Annotated in this window: 17 protein-coding genes; all 17 read left to right on the plus strand. The window is 70.0% G+C overall.

Going from position 1 to position 17,197, the window contains the following annotated elements; genetic code table 11:
• The 17 genes from FJY74_03365 (at position 1) to FJY74_03445 (ending at position 17,142) form a co-directional block, all read left to right on the plus strand.
• Complete coding sequence (locus tag FJY74_03365; protein ID MBM3307342.1) at positions 1–534, plus strand: epoxyqueuosine reductase QueH; 534 nt, start codon at positions 1–3, stop codon at positions 532–534.
• Positions 531–1,562: a tRNA preQ1(34) S-adenosylmethionine ribosyltransferase-isomerase QueA gene (gene queA, locus FJY74_03370; protein ID MBM3307343.1), complete on the plus strand. Its 1,032-nt coding sequence runs from the start codon at positions 531–533 to the stop codon at positions 1,560–1,562. Before FJY74_03365 ends, queA begins: the two co-directional genes overlap by 4 nt.
• A 45-nt stretch (positions 1,563–1,607) precedes the next feature.
• Positions 1,608–2,852, plus strand: a complete 1,245-nt coding sequence (tgt, locus tag FJY74_03375; protein MBM3307344.1) for a tRNA guanosine(34) transglycosylase Tgt — start codon at positions 1,608–1,610, stop codon at positions 2,850–2,852.
• Positions 2,853–2,868: 16 nt separating this feature from the next.
• On the plus strand, positions 2,869–4,071 hold the full coding sequence (locus tag FJY74_03380; protein ID MBM3307345.1) for a 2,3-bisphosphoglycerate-independent phosphoglycerate mutase: 1,203 nt from the start codon (positions 2,869–2,871) through the stop codon (positions 4,069–4,071).
• Between the two features lie 8 nt (positions 4,072–4,079).
• Positions 4,080–5,675 (plus strand): apolipoprotein N-acyltransferase, encoded by a 1,596-nt coding sequence (lnt, locus tag FJY74_03385; protein MBM3307346.1) that lies wholly within the window; start codon positions 4,080–4,082, stop codon positions 5,673–5,675.
• A gap of 181 nt (positions 5,676–5,856) precedes the next feature.
• Positions 5,857–7,230, plus strand: a complete 1,374-nt coding sequence (locus FJY74_03390) for a DUF4900 domain-containing protein (GenBank protein MBM3307347.1) — start codon at positions 5,857–5,859, stop codon at positions 7,228–7,230.
• Positions 7,231–7,232: 2 nt separating this feature from the next.
• Positions 7,233–8,588, plus strand: coding sequence for a DUF4900 domain-containing protein (locus FJY74_03395; GenBank protein ID MBM3307348.1), 1,356 nt, complete (start codon positions 7,233–7,235; stop codon positions 8,586–8,588).
• A 56-nt stretch (positions 8,589–8,644) separates the two neighbouring features.
• Positions 8,645–10,372, plus strand: a complete 1,728-nt coding sequence (gene tadA / locus FJY74_03400) for a Flp pilus assembly complex ATPase component TadA (protein ID MBM3307349.1) — start codon at positions 8,645–8,647, stop codon at positions 10,370–10,372.
• 24 nt (positions 10,373–10,396) lie between these two features.
• A complete protein-coding gene (locus FJY74_03405) occupies positions 10,397–11,626 on the plus strand; it encodes a type II secretion system F family protein (GenBank protein MBM3307350.1) in 1,230 nt (409 codons plus the stop codon).
• Between the two features lie 92 nt (positions 11,627–11,718).
• Positions 11,719–12,138: a prepilin-type N-terminal cleavage/methylation domain-containing protein gene (locus FJY74_03410; GenBank protein MBM3307351.1), complete on the plus strand. Its 420-nt coding sequence runs from the start codon at positions 11,719–11,721 to the stop codon at positions 12,136–12,138.
• A gap of 76 nt (positions 12,139–12,214) precedes the next feature.
• Positions 12,215–12,670 carry a type II secretion system protein gene (locus tag FJY74_03415; GenBank protein ID MBM3307352.1) on the plus strand — a complete coding sequence of 152 codons (456 nt, stop codon included), beginning with the start codon at positions 12,215–12,217 and terminating at the stop codon, positions 12,668–12,670.
• A 4-nt stretch (positions 12,671–12,674) separates the two neighbouring features.
• The gene (locus FJY74_03420) at positions 12,675–13,190 is read left to right on the plus strand and encodes a hypothetical protein (GenBank protein ID MBM3307353.1); all 516 of its coding nucleotides are present in this window, start codon (positions 12,675–12,677) and stop codon (positions 13,188–13,190) included.
• A 16-nt stretch (positions 13,191–13,206) separates the two neighbouring features.
• Entirely contained in the window at positions 13,207–14,166 is a 960-nt protein-coding gene (gene pilM, locus FJY74_03425; GenBank protein ID MBM3307354.1) for a pilus assembly protein PilM, read from the plus strand.
• 2 nt (positions 14,167–14,168) lie between these two features.
• Positions 14,169–14,885: a hypothetical protein gene (locus tag FJY74_03430; protein ID MBM3307355.1), complete on the plus strand. Its 717-nt coding sequence runs from the start codon at positions 14,169–14,171 to the stop codon at positions 14,883–14,885.
• A complete protein-coding gene (pilO, locus tag FJY74_03435) occupies positions 14,869–15,372 on the plus strand; it encodes a type 4a pilus biogenesis protein PilO (protein MBM3307356.1) in 504 nt (167 codons plus the stop codon). The genes FJY74_03430 and pilO overlap by 17 nt, the downstream gene beginning before the upstream one ends.
• 24 nt (positions 15,373–15,396) lie before the next feature.
• Positions 15,397–15,903, plus strand: coding sequence for a hypothetical protein (locus tag FJY74_03440; GenBank protein MBM3307357.1), 507 nt, complete (start codon positions 15,397–15,399; stop codon positions 15,901–15,903).
• Positions 15,904–15,918: 15 nt separating this feature from the next.
• Positions 15,919–17,142, plus strand: coding sequence for a hypothetical protein (locus tag FJY74_03445; protein MBM3307358.1), 1,224 nt, complete (start codon positions 15,919–15,921; stop codon positions 17,140–17,142).
• Positions 17,143–17,197 lie beyond the last annotated feature (55 nt).

The raw sequence follows: 17,197 nt of genomic DNA on the forward strand, positions 1-17,197 counted from the left end.
ATGCGAGTTCTCCTCCACATCTGCTGCGGGCCGTGCGCGATCGTGCCCATGCGCGAGCTTCTCGCGGAAGGGCACGATGTCGAGGCCGCGTTCGTCAACCCGAACATCCACCCGTTCACGGAGTTCGAGCGCAGGCTCGGCGCCGCGCGGGCGGCCGCGGCGGACGCCGGCGTGCGGATCGCCCACGAGGACCCCTACGGCCTGATCGAGTTCCTGCGCGCGGTCGTCTTCCACGAGGGCGAGCGCTGCCCGATCTGCTACAGGATGCGGCTTGACCGCGCGGCCGAGCTTGCGGCAGCGCTCGGGTTCGACGCGTTCACGACGACCATGCTCGTGAGCACGCAGCAGGACCACGAGGCGATCCGACGGGCGGGCGAGGAGGCGTCGCGCGCCCGAGGGATCGAGTTCCTGTATCGGGACTTCCGGCCCCGGGTCATGGACGGCGTGCGCGAGTCCAAGGCGCGCGAGATGTACCGCCAGCAGTACTGCGGATGCGTCTTCAGCGAGTGGGAGAGGTACCGCAAGGCCGCATGAGGACATCCGACTACGACTACGAGCTTCCGAAGGAGCTCATCGCGCAGCGCCCCGCCGAGCGGCGAGACGGCTCCCGGCTCCTGGTGCTTCGCCGAGACGGCGGCGCGCTGGAGCACCGCGCGTTCGCCGACGTGCTCGACTACCTCCGTCGCGGCGACCTTCTGGTCGTGAACGAGAGCCGCGTCATCCCCGCGCGGCTCCTCGGCAAGAAGCGAGGGACGGGCGGGCGCGTCGAGGTCTTCCTCCTGCGGGAGCTCGGGCCCGGGCGCTGGGAAGCGCTCGTGCGGCCCGGCGCGCGCGTGAGGCCCGGGGCGACGCTCGAGTTCGGCGCGGGGAAACTCGCCGCGCGCGTGGTGCGGGCGGCACCCGGCGGCAAGCGCGAGGTCGAGTTCGACGTGGGCCCCGACCTCGCCGCGACGCTCGAGCGGATCGGGACGGTGCCCCTGCCTCCGTACATCGAGCGCGAGCCCGACGAGAGCGACCGCGAGCGATACCAGACCGTCTACGCGACGGTCCCCGGCGCCGTGGCGGCGCCGACGGCGGGGCTCCACTTCACTGAGGCGCTCCTCGCCAGGGCATGCGACGCGGGCGTCCGCGTCGCGCGCATCGTGCTCCACGTCGGGCTCGGGACGTTCCGGCCCGTGGTCGCCGAGGACCCGGGCGAGCACCCGATGGAGGAGGAGCGCTACGCCGTGTCGGACGAGGCCGCTGCCGCGATCAACGAGGCGCGGGCGGCGGGTGGGCGCGTTGTCGCGGTGGGCACCACGGCCGTGCGGGTGCTCGAGACCGTGGCGGGGGCGGACGGCCGCGTGGCCGCGGGCGCGGGCGCGACCGACCTCTTCATCCGCGAGCCCCACCGCTTTCGCTGCACGGACGCTCTCATCACGAACTTCCATCTCCCGAGGTCGACCCTCCTCATGCTAGTCTCGGCGTTCGCCGGGCGCGAGGCCGTCCTCGCCGCGTACCGCGAGGCCGTCCGCGAGCGCTACCGCTTCTACAGCTACGGCGACGCGATGCTGATCCTCTGACGGCGGGGCGGTCAGGTGGCCACGCCCACAGGCGTCCCGAGAGGGTTGTGCATGTTCGAGTTCCGCGTCGTCGCGGAGGACCGGGAGACCAGGGCGCGAGCGGGCGAGCTCGTGACGCCGCACGGCGTCGTGAAGACGCCCGTGTTCATGCCGGTGGGCACGCAGGCGACGGTCAAGGCGCTCGCGCCCGCGGACCTGCGCGAGCTGGGCGCCGAGATCGTCCTCTCGAACGCGTACCACCTGTTCCTTCGCCCCGGGCTGGAGATCGTGCGGGAGGCCGGCGGGCTCCACCGGTTCATGGGCTGGGACCGCGCGGTCCTCACCGACAGCGGGGGCTTTCAGATCTTCAGCATCGCTCGGCTCAACCGCGTCACGGACGACGGGCTCGAGTTCCAGTCGCACATCGACGGCTCGCGGCACTTCATGACGCCCGAGGAGAACGTCGGCCTCCAGCGCGACCTCGGCGCCGACATCGTCATGGCGCTCGACGAGTGCGTGGCGTATCCTGCGGAGCGCCGTTACGCGGAGCGGTCGCACCGATTGACCCTCGCGTGGGCCGAGCGGGCGAAAGCGGCCTGGGAGGCGTCGCGAGTCTCCGACCAGCCGCCGCCGGGCGCCGGGCCAGAGGAGGAGCGCGCGGAGCAGGGCGCAGAGGGGCCGGGCGGCCACGCGGAGCAGGCGCTCTTCGGCATCGTGCAGGGCGCGACCTACGCCGACCTCCGCCGCGACGCGGCGCGGGCGCTCGCCGACATGGGGCTCCCGGGCTACGCGATCGGCGGCCTCGCGGTCGGCGAGCCGAAGGGCGCGATGCGCGAGATGGTGGACGTGGTGATCGCCGAGCTGCCCCGGGAGAGGCCGCGCTACTTCATGGGGCAGGGCTTCCCCGAGGACATCGTCGGCTCGGTCGCGCAGGGTGTCGACATGTTCGACTGCGTGATGCCGACGCGGAACGCGCGCAAGGGGTCCGTGTTCACGTCGAGCGGCAGGCTCGTCGTGAAGAACGCGGCGTGCGCCCGCGACCACACGCCGCTGGACCCCGACTGCGGCTGCGCCGTATGCCGGCAGTTCACCCGCGCGTACGTGCGGCACCTCTTCGCCGCAGAGGAGATGCTCGCGGCGCGGCTCGCGACGTTCCACAGCCTCGCGTTCTATCTCGGGATGATGCGCGACATGCGCGCCGCGATCGTCGAGGGCCGGTTTGGAGCGTGGCGCGCCGCGTTCCTCGCGAAGTACGAGGCGGGAGGCGGCAGCGGCGTCGAGACGGACGAGCGCGGGGCGGAGCAGGCCTGATGCGCCGGGAGGAACGATGGACCACGGGAAGCTGATCGAGGCGGTCGCCACGCCGACCGGCGGGAAGATCGTGCTCGTCGTCGCCGACGGGCTCGGCGGACTGCCGCACCCCACGACGGGGCTCACCGAGCTCGAGACGGCGCGGACGCCGAATCTCGACGCGCTGGCGGCCGAGGGCGTGACGGGGCTGCACGTGCCGATCGCGCCTGGCATCTCGCCGGGAAGCGGCCCGGCGCACATGGCGCTCTTCGGGTACGACCCGGTGCGCTATCTGATCGGCCGCGGGGTGCTCGAGGCGCTCGGCATCGGGTTCGAGCTCAAGGCGGGCGACGTGGCCGCGCGCCTGAACTTCGCGACGGTGGACGCCCACGGGCGCATCACCGACAGGCGGGCGGGGAGGATCTCGAACGAGAAGTGCGTCGAGCTGTGCTCGAGGCTCGATGCGATCGAGCTTCCCGGCGTCCGGCTCTTCGTGCGCCCCGTGAAGGAGCACCGCGCGGTCGCCGTGCTGAGGGGCGATGGGCTCGCGGGCGGTCTCAACGACACCGACCCGCAGCGCACGGGCGTGCCGCCGCTTCCGCTGACGGCGACGGACCCCGGCCAGAGGCGGACCGCGGAGCTTCTGACGCTCTTCGTCGAGCGCGCGCGAGAGATGCTGAAGGCCGAGCCGAAGGCCAACGCCGTCACGCTCCGCGGCATCGCAGCGCGCGACCCGATCCCGACGTTCGGGGAGCGCTACCGGATGCGCGCCGCCGCCGTCGCCGAGTACCCGATGTATCGCGGCGTCGCCGGGCTCGTGGGGATGACGGTGCTCGACGCGGCGCCGCCGGGGGAGGTGGCGGCGGCGGTGGGCAGGGCGTTCGCGGACTTCGACTTCTTCTTCGTGCACTTCAAGAAGACGGACTCCACTGGCGAGGACGGGAGCTTCGATGCCAAGGTGGCCGCGACCGAGCGGCTTGACGCCCTCGTGCCGTCGCTCGTCGCGCTTGGGCCGGACGTTCTCGTCGTCACCGGCGACCACTCGACCCCGTCGGCACTCGCATCGCACAGCTGGCATCCGGTTCCGGTGGTGCTTCGGGCGAAGTCCGCGCGGCGCGACGCCGTGCGCGCGTTCGGGGAGTCGCAGTGCCTCGCCGGCGGCCTCGGCACCGTGCGCGCCGTGGACCTCATGCCGCTCATGATGGCGCACGCCGGGAGGCTCCTGAAGTTCGGGGCGTAGGGGGAGACGTGGCGCGCCGCGGCCGTTCGAGCGAGGCGTCCCGCCCCGCCGGTCCGCGCGAGCTTCTGCTCGCGGCACTCGGCGGCGGGTGCCTCGTGCTCGCGTTCCCGCCCGTTGACCTGCTCCCCGCCGCGTTCGTCGGCCTCGTGCCTCTCCTCTGGGTGCTTCGCGGCACGCGGCCCACGGGCTTCTGGAGCGCCTTCCGCCCGGGGCTCATCGCGGGCATCGCGTTCTTCGCTCCGCTTCTCTACTGGCTCGTCAACCTCTCCTCGCTCGACATGGACAACCCCGTGCTCATGTCGGGCCCGCTCGTCCTGCTCGTTCTCCTGCAGGCCTCGTACTGGGGGCTCTTCTCGGCGGCGGCGTACTGGGTGCGCGGGAGGACGCGCGTGCCGGACTGGGTGAGCCTGCCGGTTCTGTGGGTCGCGTGCGAGCAGCTCCGCTCGCTCGGCGTGCTCGGCTTCACGTGGGGGGCGCTCGGATACGCGGGCGTCGCGTGGCCCCGGGCGATCCAGTTCGCATCGATCACCGGGCTCTTCGGCGTGTCGCTGTGGTTCGCGCTCGGGAGCGCGCTCGTTCTCGAGGCGGCGGCAGGCGTCACGCGTCGCGCTCGCGCCGTCGCGTGGCTCGTTGTCCTTGTCGCGCTCCCCGTCGCTCACGGCTCGCTCGTGCTGGCGCGCGCGCCGGTCGGCGCGGCGGCGCGCGGCATGCCCACGGCGCGCATCGCCGTCGTGCAGCCGAACATCGACGCGAAGAAGAAGTGGGACGCCGAGTTCCGCGACGAGAGCTTCCGCGTGCTCCGCGAGCTCTCGCTCGAGGCCGCGGGGTTGCGGCCCGACCTCATCGTGTGGCCGGAGACGGCCGCGCCGAGCTACCTCTCCCGAGAGCCCAAGGACATGGAGAAGGTGGCGTCCGTGGCGCGCGAGACGGGGTCGTGGGTGCTCACGGGGTTTCCCGACATGCGGGACGACCCGGAGGCGCACCGCGGGTTCCGCGCGTACAACGCCGTCGTGCTCGTGAGCCCCCTGGGCGACCCCGTGGGTCGCTACGACAAGATCCACCTCGTGCCGTTCGGCGAGTTCATCCCGTTCGAGACCGTCATCCCGGCGCTTCGCACCGTGGACTTCGGCGAGGCCGACTTCAGCCCCGGGACGGAGCGCGTCGTTCTGAGCGCCGGGCCTGTGGACGCCGCCGCGCTCATCTGCTTCGAGTCCATCTTCCCGCGGCTCGTGACCGGGTTCGTGGCGCGCGGTGCGACGCTCCTCGTGAACGTCACGAACGACGTGTGGTACGGAAGGACCTCGATGCCCTTCCAGCACGCCTCCATGGCCGTCATGCGCGCGATCGAGAACCGGAGGAGCCTCGCGCGCAGCGCCAACAGCGGCGTCTCTCTGCTCGTGGATCCCTACGGGCGCACCGTCTCGCGGCTCGGGATCTTCGAGCGGGGCGTCCTCGTGGGCGACCTGCCCCTCGTCTCTTCGCGGACTCCCTACGCCCTGCTCGGCGACGTCGTCGGGTGGGGCGCCCTCACGCTGGCCGCGCTTCTCGCGACGCTTCCCCTGCTGATGCGCGGCCGCCGGCCTTGCCGCACTCGCCCGGTCTGAACCCCGGAACACCCAACACACACGTGGTCAAGAAGGCCTCTTGAGCGGGATCGGACGCGGCCGTCGCACGCGCCTGCACGCCCCGCAGGACAGCCCCTCCATGGCATGGAAGTTGCAGAAGGCCAGTGGGCTTCCTGGACCAGGCCGCGGGGGGACGCGGCAGGGGGGGTGCACGCAGTCCATGCGTACGCGCGAGACTCCATCGGCCGCCGGCCGATTCGGCCATTGCCGTCGCCGCAACGCCGGGCCCAGGCCCGAGCGCGGCGGCGTCCTGGTCATCGTGCTGGCCATCGTCGCCGCGGTGCTGCTCATCGGGGTCGCGCTCTTCGTTCTTGGAGGTGGTGAGAGCGGCATCGTCGAGCATCGCGTGGACTCCGTGCGAGCCTTCTACCTGGCGGAGGCCGGTCTCGACCGGGCGAAGTCGTGGCTCGAGGCCCTCGCTCAGCAGGACCCGCCGTCGTTTCCCGCGAGCGGGGCGTTCAACGACCAGTGGCTCGGCGGAGGCGAGTACGACGTCACGATCACGAAGGTGGCCTCGGGGGGGCCGTGGGTCACGTCGTACGACGTCGTCTCGACCGCCGCGGTGGACGGCGCCGTGCGCCAGGTGCGGGCGCGGCTCCAGAACGAGACCTTCGCGCAGTACGTCTACTACGCCGACGAGCCCAGCCAGATCTGGTTCACGAGCCGCGACAGCCTTCACGGAAGGGTGCACGTCAACGGGACCATGTACATCAGCGGCGCTCCGTGGTTCGGCATGAAGGTGACCTCGACCGCGAGCAGCTTCACGATGTACCAGGGCAGCACGCCGACCTTCGCGGGCGGCTACGAGCTGGGCGTTGACCCCATCCCGCTGCCGGCGCCGGCCAATCTCATCGCGACGCTGTCGTCCTACTCGCAGTCCGGCGGGATCTACGGGGCCCCGCTCTCCGGCTCGAACGCGAAGTACGAGGTCGAGCTCGGCAGGAACGGCAACATGGGCACCGTGAGCTACCGCGCCTACCGTCTCGTCAGCGGCTCATACCAGTGGAGCGGGTGGACGAACGTCGTCATCGGTTCGACGAACGGCATCGCGTGGCTCAGCGCGCCGGTGGACATCAAGGGGACGCTCGACGGGCAGATCACGATCGGTTCCACCGGCGACATCAACATCATGGACAACCTCCTGTACCTCGACTCCACGCCTGGGCACGGGCCGAACCCGGGCTGCGACGACATCCTCGGACTCGTGTCCGCCAAGAACGTCGTGGTGTGGGACAGCGCGCCGAACCTCGCCGACTGCGAGATCCACGCGCACATGATCGCGCTCGACAAGTCGTTCGGGGCGCGGAACTACGATCAGGGGTCGCCGAGAGGTGACCTGACCATCTGGGGCGGGTTCGCCCAGAAGAAGGTCGGCGCCATCGGCCAGTTCCAGCACGGCGGCGGGATCATCCACGGCTACAGCAAGGACTACCACTACGACATGCGCCTCATGAGCATGTCGCCGCCGGGGTTCCCCCCGACGGGGAAGTACATCCAGACGACGTGGCGGGAAGTCGTCCCGCCGGAGTTGTGACCATGACGACGAAGAAGCAGCGGGAGGGCGGCCTCGCCGCACGGGCCCTCTCGAGCCAGACCGGCGTCGCGCTGGTCACGGTGATGGCCATCGTGTCGGCCGTCCTGCTGCTCGGCGTGGCGCTCTTCACGCTCGGCGTCGGTGAGGGCGACCTGGTGCAGAACGCCGTAGACACGGCTCGGGCGTTCTACCTCGCCGAGTCGGGGCTCGTGCATGGGAGGTCGGTGCTTGAGGGGCTTGCGTCGCAGAGTCCCGCGACGTACCCGACGGACTTCACGCTCAACCCCGTCACGGTCGGCGGCGGAACCTACACCGTCGGCGTCACGCGCCGGTCCGCGTTCAACCCGTGGGTGCACGAGTACGCGGTCGAGTCCACGGGCAGCGTCGGCGGCGCGACGGCGACGGTCCGCGGCATCATCAGGAACGAGACCTTCGCCCAGTACCTGTTCTACGCGCACCACTCCGACGACGTGTGGTTCGCCACCGGCGACACGCTCGACGGGCGCGTGCACGTCAACGGCCACCTGAAGGTGAGCGGGAGCCCCTGGTTCGGCATGAAGGTGACCTCGTCGAGGGACAACATGATCGTCTACCAGGGCAGCACGCCCACGTTCATGGGCGGCTATGAGCTGGGCGTCCCGGAGGTCCCGCTCCCCACGTCTGCGGCGTTCATGGCCGACCTGAGCAGCAAGGCGGCCGCCGGCGGGATCAACTGCGGGACCCTCAACGGGCCGAACGCGAAGTACGAGGTGGAACTCGCGAGGAACGGCCAGCACGGGTACCTGAGCTACCGCGCGTACAGGAGGACCAGCGGCAACCGGTACTCCTGGACCTCCTGGACGTCGGTGAGCATCGCGAACACCAACGGCGTGGCGTGGTTCGGGAGCCCCGTGGACCTCAAGGGCACGCTCGACGGCCAGCTCACGCTCGGCTGCGCGGGGAACGTCACCATCACTGACGACGTGCGGTACCGGAACTCGACGCCGGGCAGCGGCCCGAATCAGGGGTGCGATGACCTCCTCGGGATCTGCTCGGCGAAGAACGTCATCGTACAGGACAACGCGGCCAACCGGAACAACTGCGAGATCCACGCGCACATCATGGCGCTCGACAGCTCGTTCACCGCCGAGAACTACAACCGGGGGAGTCCGCGCGGCGACCTCATGGTCTACGGCGGGATCGCACAGAAGTCGTTCGGCGCCATCGGCACCTTCAGGCACAACGGCGGCGTCGTGTCCGGATACAACAAGCGCTACCACTTTGATCCCAGACTCGCGGGGCAGTCGCCGCCCGGCTATCCGGTGACGGGCGGGTACATTCTCGCGTCGTGGACGCGAGTGCAGGGTCAGCAGGGCTAGCGAAGGGAAGGACCGTGGCCGGTCGGGTGTCGGGAACCGCACAGGAGGGCGGGCGCGTGCCGGAGAACAGGCTGTCCTACGCCGGCAGGCGCTTCGGCACGCTCCTCGTCGAGTCGGGCATCGTCGACGAGGCGGGGCTCGCGAAGGCGCTCGAGCGTCAGCGCACGACCGGTGAGCGGCTGGGCGAGGCGCTCGTGGGTCTCGGGCTCGCGACCGAGCCCGAGATCGTCCGCGCGCTCTCCGAGCAGCTGGACATCCCCACGTTCAATCTCGCCCGCGTGACCGCCGTCGAGCCCGAGGTCATCCTCACGATCCCCGAGCACATGGCGCGTCATCACGTCGCGCTCGCCGTCGAGCTCGACGGGGGCGTTCTCACGGTCGCGATGGCGAACCCGCTCGACCTCGTCGCCATCGACGACATCCGCGTGGCCACCGGGAAGACCATCAAGCCCGAGGTGGGCTCCCGCAGCGAGATCGAAGAGGCCATCGCGACGGCGTACCGGAGCGCCACGGCCGGCCGGCACATGGAGGAGGTCATCGCCGGGGCGAAGCTCCAGCTCGAGACCGAGTCCGCGACGAGCGCGGGGGAGATGAACGAGGAGGAACTCCGGAACCGCGCCGAGGACGCGCCGATCGTCCGTCTCGTGAACCTCGTCCTGAGCCAGGCGCTCGCGGAGCGGGCGACCGACATTCACATCGAGCCGCTGCCCGACAGGACCGTGGTCCGCTACCGCGTGGACGGCATGCTGTATGACTCGGCCACGCCGCCCAAGGACTTCCACGAGGCCATCGTGGTGCGCATCAAGATCCTCTCGGACATGGACGTCTCCGAGCGGCGCGTGCCCCTCGACGGGCGCTTCACGCTCTCGTTCGACGGCCGCGCCGTGGACGTGCGCGTCTCCACGCTGCCCACCGTGTACGGCGAGAAGGTCGCGATGCGCCTTCTCGACAAGTCGGGCGGGACGGTGCGGCTCGAGGACCTCGGGTTCGAGCCCGAGATGCTCGAGACGTACTTGAGGGGCATCCGAAGGCCCTACGGGATGGTGCTCGTGAGCGGCCCGACCGGGTCGGGCAAGACGAGCACGCTCTACTCCGGGATGAAGGAGCTCGACCGCGTCGGCAAGAACATCACGACGCTCGAGGACCCGGTCGAGTACCACCTCGAGCGCATCAACCAGGTGACCATCAACCGGAAGGCCGGACTCACGTTCGGGACGGGCCTGCGGTCACTGCTCCGGCAGGACCCGGACGTCATCATGATCGGCGAGATCCGGGATCTCGAGACCGCCGAGCTCGCCGTCCGCTCGGCGCTCACCGGCCACCTCGTGCTCAGCACGGTGCACGCCAACGACGCGCCGGCGACGGCAACGAGGCTCGTGGACATCGGCATCGAGCCGTACCTCGTGGCGAGCGCCGTTCATCTCGTGATGGCGCAGCGCCTTGTCAGGAAGATCTGCCCGGACTGCGCGACGAAGTACGAGCCCGACCCCTCGGTTGTGCGCGCGCTCGGCGAGGCGGACCTTCGGGGGACGACGTTCCTGCAGGGCGCCGGCTGCAAGCAGTGCCGCGGGCGCGGCTTTCGGGGCCGCACGGCCGTGTTCGAGCTGCTCGACCTGTCGCCCGAGCTGGGCGACATGGTCATCGCGCGCGCGTCCGCGGACGCGGTCCGAAGGCGCGCCGTCGAGCTCGGGTTCGTCACGCTCCGGCAGAACGCGATCACGAAGGTGAAACAGGGCATCACGACCGTGGAAGAGGCCCTGAGCGTTTGCACCGAGCTCATCTGAGCCATCCCTGGGTGAGGTGACCACGTGGCACGATTCGAGTACGAAGCCAAGAGCACGCACGGCGCGAGGACCGCGAACGTCGTCTACGCGGAGTCGGCCGAGGCCGCCGTCGACGTGCTCCACCGCGACGGATACGTCGTGCTGTCGATCCGCGAGGCGAAGGAAGGCATCAAGGAGCGGCTCTCCGGAAGCCGCGTGCTCTTCGGGATGCCGGTCTCGACGGGCGTCGTCGCGCTCTTCACCAAGCAGCTCGCGGCCATGTTCAACGCCGGGCTCCCGGTCATCCGCGCCCTGTACGGCCTGGCGAGGGAGGAGCGGAACCGCGCTTTCTCGGACGCGCTGGTGCGCGTCGCCACCGACATCGAAAGCGGAGAGACGCTCTCCAACGCGATGGCGAAGCACGGGAGCGTGTTCTCGAAGGTGTACGTGAGCATGGTGCGCTCGGGCGAGCGCAGCGGAACGCTCGGCGTCATCCTCGGGCACCTCGTGAAGTACATGAACCGGACCGAGGCGATCAAGCGGAAGGTCAAGGCGGCGATGACCTACCCGATGTTCGTGGTCGGGTTCGCCGTCCTCGCGACGATCGTTCTCATGCTGCGCATCGTGCCGCTCATGGCGAACATCTACGACTCGCTGGGCGCCAACCTCCCCGGTCCGACCAAGATGGTGATCGCCGTGAGCCACGCGCTCGGCCGGCACTTCTGGCTGCTGCCCGTCCTGCTCCTTGCGCTCCTCATCGCGCACCGGGCGCTGCGGCGGACTCCGGCCGGCCGGCTCTCGCTCGACTCGTTCAAGCTGAGGATGCCCATCTTCGGGGCGATCATCCAGAAGGTCGTCATCGCGAAGTACCTGCGGACGCTGGGCGTGCTCGTCGAGAGCGGCCTGCCCATCATCGACGCGCTCGAGCTCGCGGGGGAGACCGCGGGCAACGAGGTCGTGGAGCGCGCGTCGCAGGACATCGCGCGGCACGTGTCGCGCGGCGCCGGGCTCTCGCTCGGGTTCCGCGCCGCGGGCATCTTCCCAGAGATCGTCGTTCAGATGATCACGACGGGCGAGGAGACGGGCCGTCTGGGCGAGATGCTCACGACGGTGTCGGACCACTACGACGACCAGGTCGAGGCGTCGGTCGAAGGCCTCGCCTCGCTCATCGAGCCGCTTCTCATCGTGATGGTCGGCGGGCTCATCGCGCTCATGCTGGTGGCGATGTTCCTGCCGGTGTTCCACCTGGGCGGGGCGATCCGCCAGTCGATGTGATGTGCGCCCGGCACAGGGGACCGGGCGGGATGCGAGTGGCTGTGAGGACCGTCGGTTGAGGCATGCATCGGAGCCTGAAAGGAGGTGAACAAATGAGGCTTCTCAGAAACCGCAAGGGTTTCACGCTGATCGAGCTCATGGTCGTCGTGATCATCGTCCTCGTGCTCGCCGGCATCGCTGTGCCTGTGTACATGCACTACATCCAGGAGAGCAGGAAGAGCGAGGCGTACGCGGTGATCGACGCGACCGTGGCGGGCGCGCTCACGTACTTCCAGCGCAACAACACGTACGTGGGCGGCACGACCACGAACTTCATGGTGGCCGACGACATGGCGAACGCGCGGTACTTCACGTACGCGCTGTCGGGCCAGGCGGCGACCGGGTTCGTCGTGACCGCGTCGGTGACAGGTGGCTGGGGCCCCGCCACGGGCCGGATCATCTGGACGCACGCGGGCGCGAACGCCGCGAACGGCAACGCAGGATCGGGCTCGTTCTCGGAGACCGGTTGGTAGGCTTGTGGGGGCCGGGGCCTTCGGGCCCCGGCCCCGTCAGCCGCCCCGCGCTGCGGGGCGCAGCGAGAGGGACTCGATGAGGATCCAGAGGGAAGCCGGCATGAGCCTGATTGAGGTCATGGTCGCCGTGATCGTGTTCTCAATAGCCATCGTCTTCGTCTACCAGATGTTCTGGAGCGGAGGCTCGCGCGTGTACCAGGAAGGCGAGCGACGGGTGGCTCTCAAGATGGCGGAGCGCAAGATCGAGGAGCTCAAGTACGCCGGCTACGCCTCCACGGGGTCCGACGCCGACTGGACGAGCGTGCACATGGGCGTGGGCTCGCACCCGACGAACCCCGCGGTCGTCCTGGACGACATGGGCACGGTGACCACGGTGGACGATCTCACCGGCTCGATGCAGTGGGCCGTGCGCGAGACCACCTGGGCGTCCATGGGCGTGACGGTGCGGGCGAAGATCGTGAACCTCAGGCTGGCGTGGCCGCAGGGTGCGCCCCGCGACCGGGTCCGGCTCGTCACGCTGGTGGGGGAGTGAACCGATGAACCTGCGCCGCTCATTCCGCGCGCCCGGCGGTCGGCGGGAGGCCGGCCTCACGCTGGTCGAGCTCACGATCGCCGGCGTCGCCTCGTCGGTCGTGGCGCTCGCGGTCATCGCGATGTACCTGTCCTCCATGCAGGCGTGGGGCACGGCGGGCTCGCGGCTGGCCCTCCAGCGCGGCGCCGACCACGCGGTCGAGCGCATCCTGGGCGACATCAGGAGAGGCAGCCGCGTCGTGATCGGCGGAGGCGGAAGCTCCATGTCCGTCTACCGCGTGACGGCTGCCGGGGACAGCCTCATGGTCTCGTACTCGCTCGTGAACGGCGAGCTCAGGAACTCCGCTGGCGTCGTGCTCGTGGACAAGGTGACGGCGCTGCAGTTCTCGTCCGGAAACGGCGTGAAGGTCGGCATCGTGCTCGACCTCTACGACAACAGAGGAACGACCGGCGTGACCGGTGACGACATGAGCATCCGCGTCACCTCGACCGCCGTCTGTCGGAACCAGTCCCTGTATTGAGCTGAAGGAGGGGGCCGTGTTCGGTGGGTTGGGCAATGCCGTCGTGGGGCTGGACGTCGGCTCGACGAGCGTGAAGGCCGTCCGCCTGTCTCACGGGCGCGGAGGGACCAGACTGCTCGGGGCCGCGGTCGAGGAGATCAAGCCGGCCGGCACGTCGGGCAACGGCGCCGCGGCCGCGAAGCTCGCTGCCGTGAAGGCGGCCCTCGCCGGGTGTGGTTTGGAGCACCCTGAGGGCGTTCCCGTCGTGACCGCCGTGAGCGGTCCCGGCGTGAGCATCAAGCACGTGAGCTTTCCCTCGATGCCCAAGCAGGAGCTCGCGGAGTCCATCAGGTGGGAGGCCCGGCGGCACGTGCCGTTCGGCGCCGCGGAGTTCATCCTGGACTTCCAGGTGCTCGACGGGGCGTCGAAGGCCGGCGACGACGAAGCGCAGATGAGGGTGCTGCTGACGGCGGTGGAGCGCACGCTCGTCGACGAACACGTCGCGTTCCTCTCGTCGGTCGGGCTCGAAGTGGACACCGTGGACCTCGTGCCGCTCGCCATCCTCAACGAGGCCGACGAGGAGGGGCTCCTTGGCGAGCAGGCCGTCGCCGTCGGCGACCTCGGGGAGACCGCTCTCAACCTCGGTATCTACAAGCGCGGGGGGCTCCTCTTCGCGAGGACGGTCCCGCTGATCGCCGGCTCGGGCGGCAAGGCACCGGCCAAGCCGTGGCTCGAGACGGCGGTCCAGGAGGCGCGCCGCTCGCTCACGTTCTATCACAACGAGTCCGGGCGCGAGACCATCGGCAGGATCTACCTCTCCGGCGGCCGCTCGCTCTGCAAGGACGTCGCCGGGGCGTTTCAGCAGGCGACCGGCATCGAGACCGCTCTCCTGGACCCGCTGGCCAAGCTCGCCTCCGCGGGTCAGGACGTCGCACCGCTGCGGCCGCAGGGCGCGAGGTTCGCCCTCGCCGCGGGTCTTGCCAGGAGGAGGTCGTAGCCGTGCTGTTCAGGATCAACATGTACCCGGCCGGCAGGGAGCGGAGGGCGGAAGCCGAGCGCAGGGTGAGGCGGTTCGCCGGCCTGGCCGTCGTGATCGCGACGAACGCGGCCCTGGTCGTGCTGTTCCTTGTCTCGCTGCGGCTGTCCAACCAGGCGGCCGCGGTCGGCGAGACGCGGCTGCGCGCCTCCGAGAACGCGATCACGGCGATCCTCAGCGAGCAGGGCGGCGCGATGACGCGCGAGGACCTCGAGCTCGTCAGGATGCGCGCGGCGCAGGTGCGGTGGAGCCGCGTGCTTCAGTCCATCTCGGAGGCCACGCCGAGCGAGATCACGCTGTCGCGGATCAAGCTCGCCGAGGGCGCCACGCCGGGATCGCAGATGAGGACGCCCGGGCTCCGGCTCACGGGCAGACTCAAGGCGGCAAGCGAGCAGGCCGGCCTCACGGCGCTCATGAGGTTCCTCGGCTCGCTCAGGGACGACGAGTACTTCGGGCGCCACTTCCACGATCCGAAGCTCATCGACTCCACGTGGCTGCGGGACGAGGCGGGCAACGTGCTGGAGTTCGACGTCTTCTGTCCGGCGGAGGGCGCCCTGCAGCTCTCCGAAGGCGCGGGGGCGGCCGAGCCTACGGGGCCCCACCCGGACGAGGTGCAGAGGGTCGGGCCGGGCGACGTCGGGGCCGGCGGAACGGGAGGAGCCCATGAAGGCTCGCTTTAGACCCGAGATCGTCGTCGCGCTGGCCGTGATGCTGACGCTCATCGTGGCGGACGCGAAGGTGGCACGGCCGCGCCGCGTCGCCGCCGCGGAGGCACGCCAGCGCGTCGAGCAGTACGAGCAGGAGCTGCGCTACCTCGCGAGCCACTCTCACGAACTCGCGAAGGTCGGGCAGTTCCTGCCCCAGCCGCTCGACGAGAACGCGAGGGGCGACGAGCGGTTCCTGTCCGGCGTGAGCGCCGAGGCGAAGCGGCTCAACCTCGCCTTCACGAAGGTGGAGCCCGCCGGCGAGCAGCCCTTCGGAAACTACGTGATGCGTCGCTACAAGCTGCAGTTCGAGGGAAACTACCAGGGGTTCGCGTCGCTTCTGCGAGCTCTGGAGACCACACCGGACATCGTGACGGTCGTCGGGCTCGAGTGCGTCTCGCGGGAGGCCATCGGCGCCTCGCGTCATCGTGCCACGCTTGAGGTATCCGTCATCGGGCGCTAGTTCGGCCCGCACGAGGGGAATGACATGAAGGACAGAACGAGGCTCTTCATCGCGGTCATCGTCGCTGCGATCGCCGTCTCCGCCTACGTCGGCGGGAAGGCCATCGTGGGCGCGTCCGCGTCGCTTCGCGGGCCCGACGGGGAACGCGCCGTCGCTCCCGGCGAGATCGAGAGCACGGGGAACCAGGCCGCGGAGCTTCTCGCCGGCATCGGCGGCGCCGAAGGCGGCCGGACGGCGGTCGACATCAAGCGCGACCCGCTGTCGCCGTACACCGGCCCGCCGCCCAAGGCCGCGGCTGGGACTCCGGCGCCCAGCAGGGCCGAGGCGAAGCAGGCACTGCCGGCGTACACGGTGACGGCGCTGTTCCTTGACGACAACCCGACCGCCATCCTGAGCGCGGGCGGGAACCGGACGATCGTCCACGTCGGCGACACGGTGGACGGCGTCCGCGTCACGGCGATCAACGACAGCGGAGTCACGGTCGAGGGTGCCGGCGGCACCCGGACCTATCCCTATCGCGCAACCCGATAGCGAGGAGGAAGCAACGTGAGAGCCCTTCTGTTTGCACTGGTCGTGGCGCTGCTCGTCGCCGCGCCGACGCAGGACATGCGGGCGGTGGATCCCGGGCAGCGGCTGGTGACGATGCACGCGGCGAACACGCGACTGGCCGACGTGCTCGACATCCTGTCGCAGAAGAGCGGCCTCAACATCGTGGCCGCCGCGGACGTCGAGGACAAGCTCGTGTCGATCAACCTCCGGGAGACGCCCGTCGAGGAGGCGCTGAACCTCATCGTGAGGGCGGCGGGGCTCGGCTACGAGAAGATCGGGAACTCGGTGCTCGTCGCCGAGAGCACCGCGCTCCAGCAGGAGACGGGCCTTGCGACGTACGTGATCCCGCTGCAGTTCGCGGACGCCTTCGAGCTCGTGCCCGTCGTCGAGAAGATGGTCGAGAAGGTCGCGGCCGACCCGGGCGGCAACCGGCTCGTCGTCGTCGCGACGCCGGCGCTCATCGGGCAGATCCGCGGCGTCATCCAGGAGCTCGACGTCGCCCCGGTGCAGATCATGCTCGAGACCGAGGTGATCGAGGTCTCGACGAGCGACCTCATGCAGTTGGGCATCGACTGGTCGAAGCTCACGAAGCAGACGGTCATCTTCACCGAGGGCTCCCACGAGGCTTCGACCACCGACGCCATCCCGTCCGAGATGGACTTCGTCCGTCAGAACTTCGACTGGGGCAACGTCCACCACCAGGCTCAGGCGCTGGAGGTCGCGCTCGACTTCCTCGAGAACGAGGGGAAGGCGCGCGTCCTGACGCGCGCGAAGCTCGCGACGCTCAACAACCGGCCGGCGGAGATCCACATCGGCGACGTCATCCCGTACACGGTGACGGGTGTGACGACCGGCGGCGCGGTGGAGGTGAGGGTCGAGAAGGCGCAGGTGGGCGTGCAGGTCAACGTGACGCCGCGGGCCGCCCCCGACGGTCACATCACGGTCATGGTCGAGCCCAACGTGAGCACGATCGTCGGGTTCAAGGGACCGAACCAGGAGATCCCCTGGACGAAGGAGCGCCGCGCGACGACGCAGGTGCGCGTGTTCGACGGTCAGACCTTCATGCTCGCCGGGCTCCTCGCGGAAGACGAGAGCGTCGGCATCAACAAGGTGCCCTTCCTCGGGGACATCCCGTTCCTGGGCTACCTGTTCCAGCACAGAAGGACCGAGGTCAAGAACTCGGACCTGATCATCAAGATCACTCCGACCATCGTTCGGTAGCGCTCGGGTCCCGGTGAAGTCTCGCTGACGGCCCTGCCACGCGTGCGGGGGCCCC

The organism is Candidatus Effluviviaceae Genus I sp. (genome assembly GCA_016867725.1).
GTDB lineage: Bacteria > Joyebacterota > Joyebacteria > Joyebacterales > Joyebacteraceae > VGIX01.